We start from the raw sequence: 13,954 nt of genomic DNA, 5'->3' as shown, positions 1-13,954 counted from the left end.
CTCAGCCGGCGAAGGTCAGCGAACGCGGCGAGGTCAGACCCGAGCCCTCGGGCGCGTGCGCCGGATCCGAACCCAGCTCCACCTGACGGTTGCGGTCGTCCACGAAGACCACGCGCGGGGCGTATTCCTTCAGCTCCGCCTCGTCCATCATGCCGTAGGCGATCAGGATCACCAGATCGCCCGGGTGCACGAGATGTGCTGCGGCGCCGTTGATTCCGATCACGCCGGAACCACGCTCACCCGCGATCACATAGGTCTCGAGGCGGGCGCCGTTGGTGATATCGACGATGCAGACCTGCTCGCCCTCGAGCAGATCGGCGGCGTCGAGCAGGTCCTGATCGACCGTCACCGAACCGACGTAGTGCAGGTCGGCGTGGGTGACCACGGCGCGGTGGATCTTCGACTTCATCATGGTGCGCAACATCGTCGTCGCCTTCCTAGAGATTCGCCGAGGCCGGCGCAGCGGGAGTGGTCGGGTGCCCGTCCATCGTGATGCCGATGGTGACGGGCATGTTGTCGATCAGGCGGGTGCTGCCCACGCGGGCCGCCACCAGCAGGCGGGCATTACCGCTGGCCTGCACCGCGCCGAGATCGGAGCCGCGAAGCTCCAGGTAGTCGAGTTCGATCGCGGGCGCGGTGCTCAGCACCGAACGCGCGGCCTCGAGCACGGCGTCCGCACCGAAACCGGCGACGTGCCGACCGGCGATCAGCGCCGCGGACAGGGCCGTGGCGAGTTCGCGCTGCTCGGCGTCGAGGAACCGATTGCGTGAGGACAGGGCCAGCCCGTCGTGCTCGCGGACGGTCGGGACCGCGATGACCTTCAGATCGAAGTTCAGGTCGCGGACCATCTGGCGGATCATGGTCAGCTGCTGGTAGTCCTTCTCGCCGAAGAACGCCTCGTTCGGTCGGCAGGCCTGGAACAGCTTCGCCACCACCGTCAGCACGCCCGCGAAATGCCCTGGGCGCGTTGCCCCTTCGAGCTCGTCACCGAGCGGGCCGGGGTGCACCGTGGTACGCGGTCCGTCGGGGTACATATCGGCGGCGCTCGGGGCGAAGACGAGTTCCACGCCCTCGCCGCGCAGCAGTTCCACATCCGCGTCCAGGGTGCGCGGGTACTTGTCCAGATCCTCGCCCGCGCCGAACTGCAAGGGATTCACGAAGATCGAGACGACGACGACCTGGTTGGTGCGTTTGGCGCGGCGCACCAATTCCAGATGACCCTCGTGCAGGGCCCCCATCGTCGGAACCAGCGCTACCGTGCGGCCGACCGAACGCAGCGCGCCGACGACCTTCTGCACGATCGCGGGATCGTGCAGCACGGTCAACTCACCTCGGCGGTAGGTTCCGCGCAAAGTCGCGTCCATCAGCGTCCTTCCAACAGATCGATCAAGGCGGGATTGGTCCGGGCACGCTCGGCCGTGCGCAACGAGAGTGCGCGGTAACCGGCGCTCAGGCGCGGATCCACCTGGTCCAGCGCGGTCAGGTGCGCGGCCACCGCGGCCACGTCACCGCGCGCCACCGGACCGGTCAACGCGGCCTGGCCGCGACGCAGCGCATTGTCCAGAGCGGCCGAGGCCAGCGGGGCCAGCATGCGTTCGGCCAGGCCGTTCGGCTGATCGTCGATCAGCTGCTGGCCCAGCAGGCCGGGGCCGGCCAGTGCGGCGCGCAGGGCCTCGACCGCATCCACGATCAAGGTCACCAAGTGATTGCTGCCGTGCGCCAGCGCCGCGTGATAGAGCGGGCGGTTCGCCTCCTCCACCCGGACCGGCTCACCACCCATTTCGATCACCAGCGACTGCGCGATGGCATAGCCGATGTCGTCCGCGGCGGTCACCCCGAAGCAGGCATTGCCCAACCGGGCGATGTCCTCGTCGTGACCGGTGAACGTCATGGCCGGATGAATCGCCAGCGGCAGCACACCCGATTCGGTCAGCGGAGCCAGAATTCCGACACCGTTCGCACCCGAGGTGTGCACCACGATCGTGCCCGGCCGCACCACACCCGCGGCCGCCAAACCCGAAACCAGACCGGCCAATTCACTGTCCGGCACCGCGAGAATCAGCAGCTCGCTGCGCGCTGCCACCTCTTCCGCGGGCAACACCCGCGAATCGGGAAGCCGCGACTCGGCCCGCCGCAACGACGCATCCGAAATCGCGGAAACACCGAAGACGACATGACCGGCGCGCTCGAGCGCCACACCCAGAGCGGACCCGACGCGTCCCGCCGAGACGATTCCCACCGTCAACCGTGCAGGCGCAAGATCGGTTCCGCAGACATCCTTGTCCGAGGTCACCCTTGTCCTCTCGAAAAGTCGTTCCAGTCCCGCGCTGCGGGTACCGGACGTTACCGCCCGAGAATATCGCCGACGATTCGCCGAGGCCATCGACTGTGGGATAAACAACTCTCGTGGCTCTCAGGGGCTTCGCCCCCGCACCCCCTCGAGACTCGGGACTCCGCCCCGGACCCCGCCGAATCCGAGGCTTCGACCTGCTCGCCGAGTCCCGCGGCCGGACTCGAATTGGTCGAGACGGTCAGGGCTCGCTTTTTTCGGAGCGGAGGTTGGCCATGATCTCCGCTACCGAGAGGCGCGGGCCGGTGGTGGGGTTGTCTTCGTCGGCTCGGCGCCGGCGGCGGGCGCTGGCTGTGCCGATGGGGGCGGCGGGTTCGGGTTGGGGGGCCAGGCGCGGGACCGGGGGGTTGGATTTGCCGGTGGATTCGGGGGCGCCGTTGCGGGCCGCGGGGGCGCCGGTGGAGTTGCCGGTGGTCTGCTTGGGTTCGCCGGCGTCGTTCGATGCGGCACCGAGGTTGGTGAGGGAGGCGTTGCCGGCCGGGGAGAGATCGGTTTCGAACCACGGGACCTCTTGGAGGTTGTCGCGGTTCACCGGGATCGGCTCGGTGCGGCGGGTGGACTTCGACTCGGTCGAGGAGAGCGCGTCGGAGGAGTTCGCGGGGTGGGACGACGCCGAGGCGGAGGCGGAGGCGGAGGCCGGGGCGGGAACGCTGTCCGAGGCGGGCGTGCCTGCCGAGGTACTCGTGTCCGCCGGGTCGGTGGCCGCACCCGGTGCAGTCGCGCCTGCCGAGGCGGACGCCGGGGTCGACTCGCGGTCGGGCTTGGGGGTCGGGCGGGTGGGCTCGGCGGTTTTGCGGAGACCCTCCGCCTTGAGGGCTTCGGCCCGCTCGTAGTCCAGGCGCATCGACTCGGTGACCACCGACGTCTCGGCGGTGACGGGGTCGTCGAAGGGGGTGGCGAAGGCGGGCGGCTCGGGGTGATCGGGCTCGAAGACGGGCGTGATGCGGCTGCGCGCGTCGGAATCATCGGGAGCGGACCAGGGGTCCCACGGCTCCGCATCGTCCCAGTTATCGTTCGCCGCATCGGAGTCCGCCGTGCTCGCCCGGCGCGGGAGTTCCTGGACTCGGACGGCCTCGGCATGGAGTGCGGGCCGCTCGAAGAGCAGGTCGCCGTCGAAAAGGCGCTGCAGACTCTCACGCAGGACGGTCAGTTCGGTGCGCAGCGCGGCCATCTCCTCGGCGTCGGCGCCGACCTCGCCGCGGACCCGTGCCTCGACCGAGTGCTCGTATTCGCGGCGGGCAGCAACCTCGCGCTCCAGCTGCAGTGTGTAGACCTTCTGTAGATCACCCACTTTGGCCTTGTCGATGGCCGATTCCCTGCGAAAACGGGTCGCGGCGAGGGCTCCGATGGCGGCCGCCCAGAGCGCCGCGACGAGCCCGATCCGGACCATGTGGACGTTCTCGCTGAAGACCAGGAAAATACTGGCAACCAGACCGAGGAGCAGCAGCAGGCCGGTGAAGAATTTTCCCGCGTCGTCCCGCCGACGACGGGAAGCACTGCTACGGGAGGGTGAAACCATGTCAGCCAGCGTAGCGTGATCTTCCGACAACGGCTCCTACCTTGGTGGTCTTCACAACCAATCCGTTAGCTACGAGGTAGCTGCCTCATCGGGCGGATCTATCGGTGCACGGCAGCAATACTCCAGCCACAGCGCGGCCGCCACCAAGGCGATTCCGGCCACCAGACCCACCACGGCTCCGGGCATATCCGCGGACGCCGCACGCAGGGCCGAATACTGCGGCAGCAGCCAGATCACGAACCCCAGCCAGATGCCGCCCACCAGCGAACCCACCTGAGCCGACGCCTTCGCCAGCGCCATCGCCCGCGCCGCCGTGATCGGATGCAACTGCCGCGACCCGTCGCCGATCCCCCGGTTCTCCACGCGCTGGCGAATCATGAACGCCAGCACCACCTCCAGCACCGCCACCGGCAGCAGCGAAGCGCCGGAGAACACCGAGATCGGCGGAAAGCTCGAATACGCGAGATTGGTCGCGAGCCAGGCGATCACCGCCGCCAGCGCCACGTTCGCACACAGATCCCACACCCGGGTCGGCCTCACCGCACCGACCTCACCCGCACACCGTCACCATTCGCCCACACTCCACCAGAGTGCCGTACGGCACCGACTCCGCGCCGCCGGATTTTCCCCGCGGCACCGGACTCGCCGCCGACGGCCGCGTGACACCCACACCGGCGCAGGGCCGACGTGCGGTCATCTCGCACCCAACCGTGCGTCGACCGCGAGCGAGAAGTCACGAATTCCAGCCCAGGGACAGTTCGGTGCGGCGCACCCCGACCCGCTCGTCGGCGGGCAGGGCGGTGAGCCACTCGTGGACCGGACGCGGGGTGCCGGTGGCGTCCAGGACCGCGGCGGGCTCGACCTCCAGCCACGGGATCAGCACGAAGGCGCGATTGTGGGCCTGGGGATGCGGGAGGGTGAGAGTCGGATCGGTACTGCGGAATTCGACCTGGACGTCGCGGCGCAGCTGGGCGGCCCAGACCACGTCCACATCGAGAGTGCGTGCGCCCCAGCGCACTTCGCGGACACGCTCGGCGGCCTGTTCGAGCTCTTGGCCCAGCCGCAGCCAATCGCTGGGCTCCAGGGCCGGATCCTCGGCCACCACAACGGCATTGAGGTAGTCCTGCTGCGGCACGCCGCCCCACGGCGGAGTCGAGTACACCGAGGACACGGCCAGCAGGCGCGGACGCAGGGCGTCGACGACGCTGCGCAGGTGCGAGAGCCGATCCCCGAGATTGGATCCGATCGACAGGACGACACGGCTCACCGGCTACTCCCCTGCCTCGCGACGCCGGGAGGTGACCACCCGGACGTCCTCGAAAGTGTGCGGAATCGGCGCGGAAGGCTTGTGCAGCACCACTTCCACGGCCGCGATCCGCGGATCGAACACCAGCACCTGATCCGCGACCTCGGAGACCACCGTCTCGATCAGATCGCGCGCCTCACCGGACACGATGGCGACCACCCGATCGGCCAGTTCGCCGTAGTGGATGGTGTCGCCGATATGGTCGGACTTCGCCGCGGCGGTGAAATCGGTCCAGACCGTCACGTCGACCACGAACTCCTGGCCGTCGCGCTTCTCGAAATCGAACACCCCGTGATGGCCGAACACGCGCAGCCCGCGCAGCTCGATGCGGTCGGCACCCCAGGCGTCGCGGTGGTCAGCGCCCGAAGTCTCCCCTCGGTCAGCGCCCGAAGTCTCCCTCCGGTCGGTGCCCGAAGTCTCCCTACGGTCAGCCCCCGAAGTCTCCCTACGGTCGGTGCTCACCGGTTCTCCCTCTGCGAATGGCGCTGCGAGCGCCCGGAGGCCCGCCGCCAGGCATCGCTGACGGTGATGGCATCCACGGAACCGCGCACATCGTGCACGCGCACGCCCCAGGCCCCGTGCTCGGCCGCCAGCGCGGAAATGGTCGCCGTGGCGACCTCGCGGCCGCTCGGCGGACGCGGGGTCTCACCATCGGCCAGCAGCGACCCGAGGAAGCGTTTGCGGGACGCGCCGATCAGGATCGGCAGCCCGCTGTCGACGAATTCGTCGATGCCGCCCAGCAATTCCCAGTTGTGCCCGGCGTTCTTGGCGAACCCCAGTCCCGGATCGAGAATCAGATTGCCGAAGTCGACCCCGCCCGCGATGGCCAGATCGACCTGGGCGCGCAACTCCCGCCACACCTCGGCCACGACATCGTCGTAGTGATCGGCCGCACCGGTGTGCACGTAGTCGGCCTCGGACCGCCAGTGCATGAGAATCCACGGAACATGCGCCGCCGCGACGACTTTCACCATATCGACGTCGGCGCGACCGCCGGACACGTCGTTGACCACCGACGCGCCCGCCGCGATGGCGGCCTCCGCGACCGAGGCCCGCATGGTGTCCACACTGGTCGGAACACCCGCCGCGACGAGTTCCCGGATCACCGGAACCACCCGCGCCGCTTCGGTTTCCGGATCGATGCGGTGCGCGCCGGGACGGGTCGACTCACCGCCGACATCGACGATGTCCGCACCCATGTCGTACAGCTCCAGACCGTGCGCCACCGCCAGGCTCTGATCCAGGTAGCGGCCACCATCGGAGAACGAGTCGCTGGTGACGTTCACGACGCCAATCACCACACACGAGCGGCCCGCGCGAGGAACGATCAGTCCCGCCCCCCGCGCTCCGCTCTGCGTCATGGTCGGGGCGCTCACTTTCGCAGAATGAGGTCCAGCGCCTCGGAACGCGAGGCGGCGTTGGATTGCAGCAGCCCGCGTACCGCCGAGGTGGTGGTGCTGGCGCCCGGCTTGCGAATACCGCGCATCGCCATGCATAGATGCTCGGCCTCGACCACCACGATGGCGCCCCGCGGATCCAGCTTCTTCATGACCGCGTCGGCGATCTGGCTGGTGAGGCGCTCCTGCACCTGCGGGCGCTTGGCGTACAGATCCACCACGCGGGCCAGCTTGGACAAACCCGTCACACGGCCGTGCGGGCCGGGGATGTACCCGACGTGCGCGACCCCGTGGAAGGACACCAGATGGTGCTCACAGGTCGAGTACATGGGAATGTCGCGCACCAGCACCAATTCCTGATGCCCCTCGTCGAAGGTGGTGTTGAGCACCTCGGACGGGTCGGTGAAAAGTCCCGCGAACATTTCGCGATAGGCCCGGGCCACCCGGGCCGGGGTATCGGCGAGCCCGGGACGATCCGGGTTCTCGCCGACCGCGATCAGCAGCTCCCGCACGGCGGCTTCCGCGCGCGCCTGATCGAACGGCCGACCGGTGTCGAGCGCGATCGGGCCGGAGACGACACGGCTGTTTGCCGACAATCGACACCTCCTGTGTGAAATGCCGCGCCCGTGAGGGGCGGCGTGTTCGTGACGCCAAGACGGCTCGGGCTGCCCGCCGGTCCGCCGACCTGTGTGGCCGGCGGCGGGCGTCACCCCTCCGGTCGAGCAGACCCGAGCCGGGCCACGAACATGTAGAGAATATCCGGGCCCCGGTCAGCGACGACCGTTCGGTCCGTCCCAACCGTTGTTGTCGTCCTCGTCATTCCCGGAGGCCGGGGGCTGCGGGGATTCACGGTCCGGAGCCTGGCCGTAACCCGGTTGCGGGTACTCCGGTTGCGGCGCTTGCGCTCCCGGCTGCTGCCCGTACTCGGGCGGCTGCTGGTAACGCTGCCCACCGGCGGGCGCCCAGCCGCCGTACGCGGGACGGGCCGGAGTCTGCGGCTGATCCTCCTGCGGCGGCCAGCCCGGAGCGGACCACCCGGCCGGAGCGCCGTAGTCCGGACGCGAGCCGTGCGTGCCGCTGCCGTGCCGCGGGTACGCGGGCTGCTGCTGCGGCGGCGCCGGGTAACCGGCCGGCGCGGGGTAGCCGTACTGCGGCTGCGGCGCGCCGTACGCCGGATCGGCGTACCCACCGTTGGCCGGGGCTCCGGCGGTGACCGGACGCTCCTGGCGCACCGGCTCCTCGGGCCACGGCTCACCGCGTTCGGTGGCCAGCTCGCGCGGGGTCTTCACCGGCGGGCGATCCGAGGGAGTGCGGCCGCCGAAATCGTTGAACGCCGTGATGCGCGGGCGCTTGTCGATGGTGGCGAGCACGACCTCGAGATCCTTGCGGTGCAGGGTCTCCCGCTCGAGCAGGGCGGTGGCCAGGGCGTCGAGTTCGTCGCGGTACTCGTTGAGCACCGACCAGGCCTCGGTGTGCGCGGCCTCGATGAGGTTGCGCACCTCCTCGTCGATCTCGCGGGCGACCTCGTGCGAGTAATCCGACGCGGTGCCCATCGAGCGGCCCAGGAACGGGTCGCCCTGTTCCTGGCCGTAGCGCACCGCACCCAGGCGAGCGCTCATGCCGTACTCGGTGACCATGGCCCGGGCGATCTTGGTGGCCTGGTCGATATCGGAGGACGCGCCCGTCGTCGGCTCGTGGAACACCAGTTCCTCGGCCGCGCGACCACCCATGGCCATGACCAGGCGGGCGATCATCTCCGAGCGGGTCATCAGGCCCTTGTCGTCCTCGGGCACCGTCATGGCATGGCCGCCGGTGCGGCCGCGAGCCAGGATGGTGACCTTGTAGACGGGTTCGATGTCCGGCATCGCCCACGCGGCCAGGGTGTGCCCGGCCTCGTGGTACGCGGTGATCTTCTTCTCTTCCTCGCTGATGATGCGGGACTTGCGGCGCGGGCCGCCGATCACGCGATCCACCGATTCCTCGAGCGAGGCGCCGGTGATGACCGTGCCGTGCTCACGGGCGGTGAGCAGGGCGGCCTCGTTGATCACGTTGGCCAGGTCGGCGCCGGACATGCCGACGGTCCGCTTGGCCAGACCCTCGAGGTCCGCGTCGGGCGCGATCGGCTTGCCCTGCGAGTGCACCCGCAGGATCGAGCGACGACCGGCCAGGTCCGGATTGCTGACCGGAATCTGCCGGTCGAAGCGGCCCGGGCGCAGCAGCGCGGGATCGAGGATGTCGGGCCGGTTGGTGGCCGCGATGATGATGACGCCGGTGCGCTCACCGAAGCCGTCCATCTCGACCAGCAGCTGGTTCAGCGTCTGCTCACGTTCGTCGTGGCCACCGCCGAGGCCGGCGCCGCGCTGGCGGCCGACCGCGTCGATCTCGTCGACGAAGATGATGCAGGGGCTGTTCTGCTTGGCCTGATCGAACAGATCGCGCACGCGGGACGCGCCGACGCCGACGAACATCTCCACGAAGTCCGAGCCGGAGATCGTGAAGAACGGCACTCCGGCCTCACCCGCGACAGCGCGGGCGAGCAGCGTCTTACCGGTACCGGGCGGGCCGTACAGCAGCACGCCCTTCGGGATCTTCGCGCCCAGCGCCTGGTAGCGCGTCGGGTTCTGCAGGAAGTCCTTGATCTCGTACAGCTCTTCGACGGCCTCGTCGGCACCGGCCACGTCCGCGAACGTGGTCTTGGGCATGTCCTTGGACAGCTGCTTGGCCTTCGATTTACCGAAGCCCATCATGCCGCCGCGGCCACCGCCCTGCATGCGGGACATCACGAAGATGAACAGGCCCAGCAGAATCAGCATGGGCAGCATGAAGAGCAGGATCTGGCTGAGCCAGCTGTCCTGCTTGACGCTGGTGTTCACCTTCGCGCCGGTGTCCTGCGCGGCCTTGAAGACCTGCTGCGACACCTCACCACCGCCGGGGTACTTGGCGATGATCTTCTTCTCGTTGCCCGTCGCATCGTTGCCGTTTTTCAGCGTGATGCGAATCTGCTGTTCTTTGTCGTCGATCTGGACGGTGTCGATATTGCCTTTGTCTTGCAGCTGGGAGAGCGCCACCGACGTGTCGACGCTCTTCCAGCCGCGCGTGTTGTCACTGAAGATGCTGACCAGGTAGATCACGAGCAGAAAGCCCGCGACTATGGCCAGGTTGCGGAACACATTCTTGCGGGTCATAGAGCGTCGGCCGGCGGCCAATCCTTTCCGGGGGGTGTATCCGGTTGCCTGCGATGCTTGTCGTTATGAGTTCGAGGGGCGGGGCGCGCCCGTTCCGGCGAACGGATGCGGACATGCCACGTTACCGCGTACGGTCTAGTCGTTACATCGCGCAGTTCGGCAGCTGGTGCAGTTCAACAGGTAAACGGCTGAAGAACGCAGGTGGTTCCCCGATCATCTGCGGCAACACTTCGGAGCGAGCACCCCCTGGTGTCGGACCGAGTGGTCACAATGATGGCATGGTCGTCTTATCGTGATCGACGACACAACGATCGACGACACAACAGAGCGCAGGGGGTATGGACATAGTCGAGCTACGGACACCCACAGCGATTGTGCGTCATGGCAACGGGCGTTTGACGGTGCTGCGACCCGGAACCGACGGCGAGCGCGTGCTCGACGTGCCGGTCGCCGAACTTCTCAAGGTTCGGTTGAACCGGCGCGCGGATGACGCCGTCGTCATCGAGATCTATCTGCGATACCCCACCCCCGTGCTCACCGGCGTTCCCGCCGACCGGACTCCCCTGCCGGTGCTCATCGCCGAACACGACGTGCCCACCGCCACGGTCATCGTCGAGCGGATCAACAATCAGATTCTGGCCACCCAGCGTCTGGATGTCGCCTCCCCCGACCTGACCCCGCCCACGCCGTCCTGGGGTCGTACCGGGCCGGCTCGTGCCGATGTGGATCGCGCGGTCCGCCGCATGGTTCCCAGGCGCGATGCCAAACCGGCCGTCGCCGCGCTGCACCGCTACGTCACGCCCGACGAATTCGTGCTCGAGAGTGCGATCGTCTCGGCGCAGCCGCCCACCGCGCGCGGCACCGGCCTGCTCGCCGTCACCACCACCCGGCTGATCTTCGTTTCACTCGGTGCAACCAAGCGCTTCGCGCACGAACTGCCGATCGCCGCGCTGCTGTGGGCTCGCACCACCGACGATTCCGGAACCTCGGGCGTCGCGCCGGGCGAATACGGTGTCGAGGTCAATGACGGCAATCAGACCTGGCATTTCATCGGAACGGATCGCGCCGATACCGAAAGGGTAACGGGCGCACTGAATTTCGCGATTCAGCGCGAGGTCGCCGATGGTGCGGCCGGGCCCGCGGACCCCGGCGTCTCGAAGCTGTATTCCGAATGGGAATTGCTCGTCGAGCGGCATTCGCTCGGCATGGTCGACGACGCGCAATTCCAGCGTTACGGTCGCGGAATTCTGCGGTCGCTACCCGACTGAGCACCACCCGGCTCTCCGGAAAAGATCGGTCGATCCGACTTCGCTCCGCCCGCTGGATTTCCGGCCCGCTGGATTTCTGCCCGGCCGGAGCGATCCGGAGCCGGGCAGGTGCGCGTGCCGCTATTCGCTCGGAGCGGGCTGCTGTTCCTCGGGCTGCAGCGTGATGCGCCGCCAGGGGCTGGTCGGACGCATCCACAGCCGCAGCAGTTCCATGCGCCGGTCCACGCCGCCGGACTTGAGTTCGGCGAGGTCCTCGCACGCCTGCCAGTAGGTCCAGCCGGCCAGGTAGGCGTCGCCGAATTGCCGCCAGTTGCGGTACTTGCGCTGCGCCAGCGGCAGGGCGCGCAGCAGGTAGTCCCAGGCGACCTCGGCGTCCAGGTATCCGGCGGTGTACGCCATTCGCGCGACGGCGACCACCCGGGCCAGATCCCAGGCCTGGATGTCGGTGGGCAGCGGGCGCACCAGATGGTCGGTGAGGCCGAGCTTGATGGCCTGGGACCAGATGTCGTAATCGCGAACCAGCGCTTCGGGATTCTCCATGCCGCGGAACGAGCCGACCTGACGCAGGAAGGCGCGGTGCCGGTCGGCGCGCTCGCCGAAGCGGTCGCGCTCGGGGGAATCGAGGGCGGCCTGCACCAGTGGGTGCACGAGTGCGTAGAGCGGTGAGTGCATGCCTTCCAGTAGTTGCTCCATGGATGCCATGGCCTCGGTGCCGTCCGTGATGCCCCACGCTCCGGTCAGCGTGTCGATGGCGAGTTCGCGGCGATCGCCGAGCGGATGCTCGCGCTCGGGGCCGAGCAGCAGGGCGTCGTGGAAGGCGTCCCACCGGGCGGAGTAGAAACCGCCGAGCGCCAGGGCGCGCAATTCGTCGTCCGCGACCTGCGCGCCGGACCAGTGGTCGTCCTCGCGCTGGTCGAGCTCCGGGTAGGGGAAGGTCGTCAGCGTGGGCACGTCGCGGGCGGGCATACCCTCGATTGTGTCTCATCGATCTTGGGGTGGCCGAGTATTCGCCGATCGCGTGTGGCGGCTCTCCTGCGCACGTGTCTGATTCTTGCCCTGTCACACAAGGAAATCGGGCACTAGCCTCTGGGGCATGAGCAGGAATATCACCCTCTTGCGAGGGCTGGAACCACCGGCCACCGAGCAGGAGATCTACGCGGCGGCACAGGAGTTCGTGCGCAAGGTCGGCGGAGTATCGGGATTGACGACGGCGACGAAGACGGCGGTCGACAAGGCGGTGGCGACGATCGCGGCGGCCACCACCGCACTGCTGGCGGAACTGCCGGAGCGGGGTTTGCCGGTGCCGGACGAGCCGCCGGCGCGACGGGGCCGGGAGGCGGTCGCCGAGGACGCGAGCTGAGTTCCGCGAGCGTTCAGACGCCGTAGACGGCCACGCAGTCGAGCGCGATCTCGAGTCGCGATCCTCGCTGGTCGATGGAGTGACCCAGGAGTTCCTCTATGCGCTGGATCCGATAGCGCACCGTGTTCTTGTGCACCCCGAGCGCTTTGGCGGCGGCGTCCGGGCTGCGCCGGGCGCGCAGATAAGCGTGCAGCGTGTCGCGTAATCGCGCCGAGTGTGCGTCGTTCGCGGCGAGCGCCCCCAGTTCCCTGTCGATCAAGGCCCGCATGGCGATCTCGTCGGCGCCCGCGAGGTAGGCGACCTCCACATCCCGGTAGTGCACGACGCGGGGCCGTCCGGGCCGCGCGCGTTCGGCGACGTGCCGCGCCGCGACGGCCTCCCGGTGACTGCCCCGGAACCCGGCGAGGTGCGTGGCCGGGATTCCGACCGCCACCCGGACAGGCGTTTCGACCGCCCAGGCGGCCTCTGACGGCTCCGGCAGCCCATCGTCCACACCGATCCACGCCCACAGCGCGGTGGCGCCGGACGGCATCGTCAGGACGCTGCCGTTGCCGAGGGACAGGGCGAAGCGGGTGGCGATCCGCTCCAGCAGACCGGCCGCGTCGCCGTTGCCGCCCGGCGGCGCCGGTGCGGCGTCCTCGTCGGTCCACAGCAGCAGGGCCAGATGTCGTTGCGCCAGGCGGTATCCGAGCCGGGTCGAGGCCTGTTCGAGGTCCAGGTCCACATCGTCGAGCAGGCTGCGCACCACCTCCGCGCGCTGGGTCAGGGCCGCGCGCAGACCGCGTTCGCGCTCCTCGGTGTAGGTGTCGGTGAGGGCCTCGACCGAGGTGCCGACCCAGCGGGTGGTGCGCTCGAACAGGCGCAGCAGCACCGCCCGTTCGATGTCGTGCGGCAGTCGGCGCTCCTCGAGGATGTCGGTCATGTAGTCGATGACCGCCTCCTGCCCGAAGTGATAGACGCGCAGCAGCAGCCGGAGGTCGTGACCGCGCCGGGCGAGGGTGCGGGCGAAGGCGTGGGCTTCGGCGGGGACCGGATAGTCGATCCGGTCCTGGGTGAGGCCGCTGAGCACTTCCAGGGCGTGCGCGCGGCTGCTGGCGGCGAGGTCGCGGCGGATGTCCGGGTCACGCAGTTCCGGGACGCGGGCGATGATCGCGGTGTCGAGCCGGGTCACGACCTGTTCGAGCGCCTCGGCGTGCAGGGTCTCGGCGACGAAGTCGGCGATCCACTGCCGAATCTCGGCGCTGGGCGCGGTCATCGCCACCAGTCGGCCTCCAATTTTGTATCCAAAGCACAAAACCGAACCGAATAATTGACCCGATGAGCCAAGAATGTCCGGCCGAAATTGTGTCACGATCATAGTCCAGTGAGCTGTCGCACAGCTCGCTGTTCGCACTGCCTGCCATTCGGGGGCACTGCACGCCCGCACTTGCCTCTGGGTCAGCGCACCGCATGGAACAGCACGACCGTAGGGCCCTGCACCAAGGCAACGACGCCGCGCACGTGGGAGAGCACAACGTGACAAATACCGAACGAGCCACCGGGACCACCCGCAAGACCGGGACGCGCAAG

General features: G+C 68.6%; 14 protein-coding genes. 2 read left to right on the top strand and 12 right to left on the bottom strand.

What is annotated here, in order from left to right:
* Position 1: 1 nt before the first annotated feature.
* From panD to ftsH, 10 genes are all read right to left on the bottom strand, one after another.
* Complete coding sequence (gene panD / locus NJ1_RS24900) at positions 2-424, bottom strand: aspartate 1-decarboxylase (RefSeq protein ID WP_067698547.1); 423 nt, start codon at positions 422-424, stop codon at positions 2-4.
* A 13-nt stretch (positions 425-437) separates the two neighbouring features.
* Positions 438-1,364, bottom strand: coding sequence for a pantoate--beta-alanine ligase (gene panC / locus NJ1_RS24895; RefSeq protein ID WP_067698545.1), 927 nt, complete (start codon positions 1,362-1,364; stop codon positions 438-440).
* Positions 1,364-2,293, bottom strand: a complete 930-nt coding sequence (locus tag NJ1_RS24890) for a Rossmann-like and DUF2520 domain-containing protein (protein WP_067698543.1) — start codon at positions 2,291-2,293, stop codon at positions 1,364-1,366. Before NJ1_RS24890 ends, panC begins: the two co-directional genes overlap by 1 nt.
* Positions 2,294-2,531: 238 nt before the next feature.
* Entirely contained in the window at positions 2,532-3,869 is a 1,338-nt protein-coding gene (locus NJ1_RS24885) for a DUF6779 domain-containing protein (RefSeq protein WP_067698541.1), read from the bottom strand.
* Between the two features lie 69 nt (positions 3,870-3,938).
* Positions 3,939-4,409 (bottom strand): DUF3180 domain-containing protein, encoded by a 471-nt coding sequence (locus NJ1_RS24880; RefSeq protein ID WP_067698539.1) that lies wholly within the window; start codon positions 4,407-4,409, stop codon positions 3,939-3,941.
* Between the two features lie 193 nt (positions 4,410-4,602).
* The gene (folK, locus tag NJ1_RS24875) at positions 4,603-5,136 is read right to left on the bottom strand and encodes a 2-amino-4-hydroxy-6-hydroxymethyldihydropteridine diphosphokinase (protein ID WP_067698537.1); all 534 of its coding nucleotides are present in this window, start codon (positions 5,134-5,136) and stop codon (positions 4,603-4,605) included.
* Positions 5,137-5,139: 3 nt separating this feature from the next.
* Positions 5,140-5,502 carry a dihydroneopterin aldolase gene (folB, locus tag NJ1_RS24870; protein ID WP_067698801.1) on the bottom strand — a complete coding sequence of 121 codons (363 nt, stop codon included), beginning with the start codon at positions 5,500-5,502 and terminating at the stop codon, positions 5,140-5,142.
* A gap of 131 nt (positions 5,503-5,633) precedes the next feature.
* Entirely contained in the window at positions 5,634-6,536 is a 903-nt protein-coding gene (gene folP, locus NJ1_RS24865; RefSeq protein ID WP_084478803.1) for a dihydropteroate synthase, read from the bottom strand.
* Positions 6,537-6,547: 11 nt separating this feature from the next.
* On the bottom strand, positions 6,548-7,168 hold the full coding sequence (gene folE / locus NJ1_RS24860) for a GTP cyclohydrolase I FolE (protein WP_157574191.1): 621 nt from the start codon (positions 7,166-7,168) through the stop codon (positions 6,548-6,550).
* A 174-nt stretch (positions 7,169-7,342) separates the two neighbouring features.
* Positions 7,343-9,757, bottom strand: coding sequence for an ATP-dependent zinc metalloprotease FtsH (gene ftsH / locus NJ1_RS24855; protein ID WP_067698535.1), 2,415 nt, complete (start codon positions 9,755-9,757; stop codon positions 7,343-7,345).
* Between the two features lie 401 nt (positions 9,758-10,158).
* Between ftsH and NJ1_RS24850 the strand changes: the two genes are divergently transcribed.
* Positions 10,159-11,025 (top strand): hypothetical protein, encoded by an 867-nt coding sequence (locus tag NJ1_RS24850; RefSeq protein ID WP_245717573.1) that lies wholly within the window; start codon positions 10,159-10,161, stop codon positions 11,023-11,025.
* Positions 11,026-11,145: 120 nt separating this feature from the next.
* Here the strand turns inward: NJ1_RS24850 and NJ1_RS24845 are convergent, their stop codons facing one another.
* Complete coding sequence (locus NJ1_RS24845) at positions 11,146-11,991, bottom strand: DUF1266 domain-containing protein (protein WP_067698531.1); 846 nt, start codon at positions 11,989-11,991, stop codon at positions 11,146-11,148.
* Positions 11,992-12,118: 127 nt separating this feature from the next.
* On the opposite strand from NJ1_RS24845, the gene NJ1_RS24840 reads away from it, so the two are divergent.
* Positions 12,119-12,385 carry a DUF2277 family protein gene (locus NJ1_RS24840; protein ID WP_067698529.1) on the top strand — a complete coding sequence of 89 codons (267 nt, stop codon included), beginning with the start codon at positions 12,119-12,121 and terminating at the stop codon, positions 12,383-12,385.
* Positions 12,386-12,398: 13 nt separating this feature from the next.
* Here the strand turns inward: NJ1_RS24840 and NJ1_RS24835 are convergent, their stop codons facing one another.
* Positions 12,399-13,640: a PucR family transcriptional regulator gene (locus tag NJ1_RS24835; protein WP_067698794.1), complete on the bottom strand. Its 1,242-nt coding sequence runs from the start codon at positions 13,638-13,640 to the stop codon at positions 12,399-12,401.
* Positions 13,641-13,954 lie beyond the last annotated feature (314 nt).

The organism is Nocardia jejuensis NBRC 103114 (genome assembly GCF_001613145.1).
In the GTDB taxonomy this organism is placed as follows: Bacteria; Actinomycetota; Actinomycetes; order Mycobacteriales; family Mycobacteriaceae; genus Nocardia; species Nocardia jejuensis.
The sequence above is the reverse complement of the archived record's forward strand: the minus strand, read 5'-3'. Positions and strand labels throughout refer to the sequence as shown.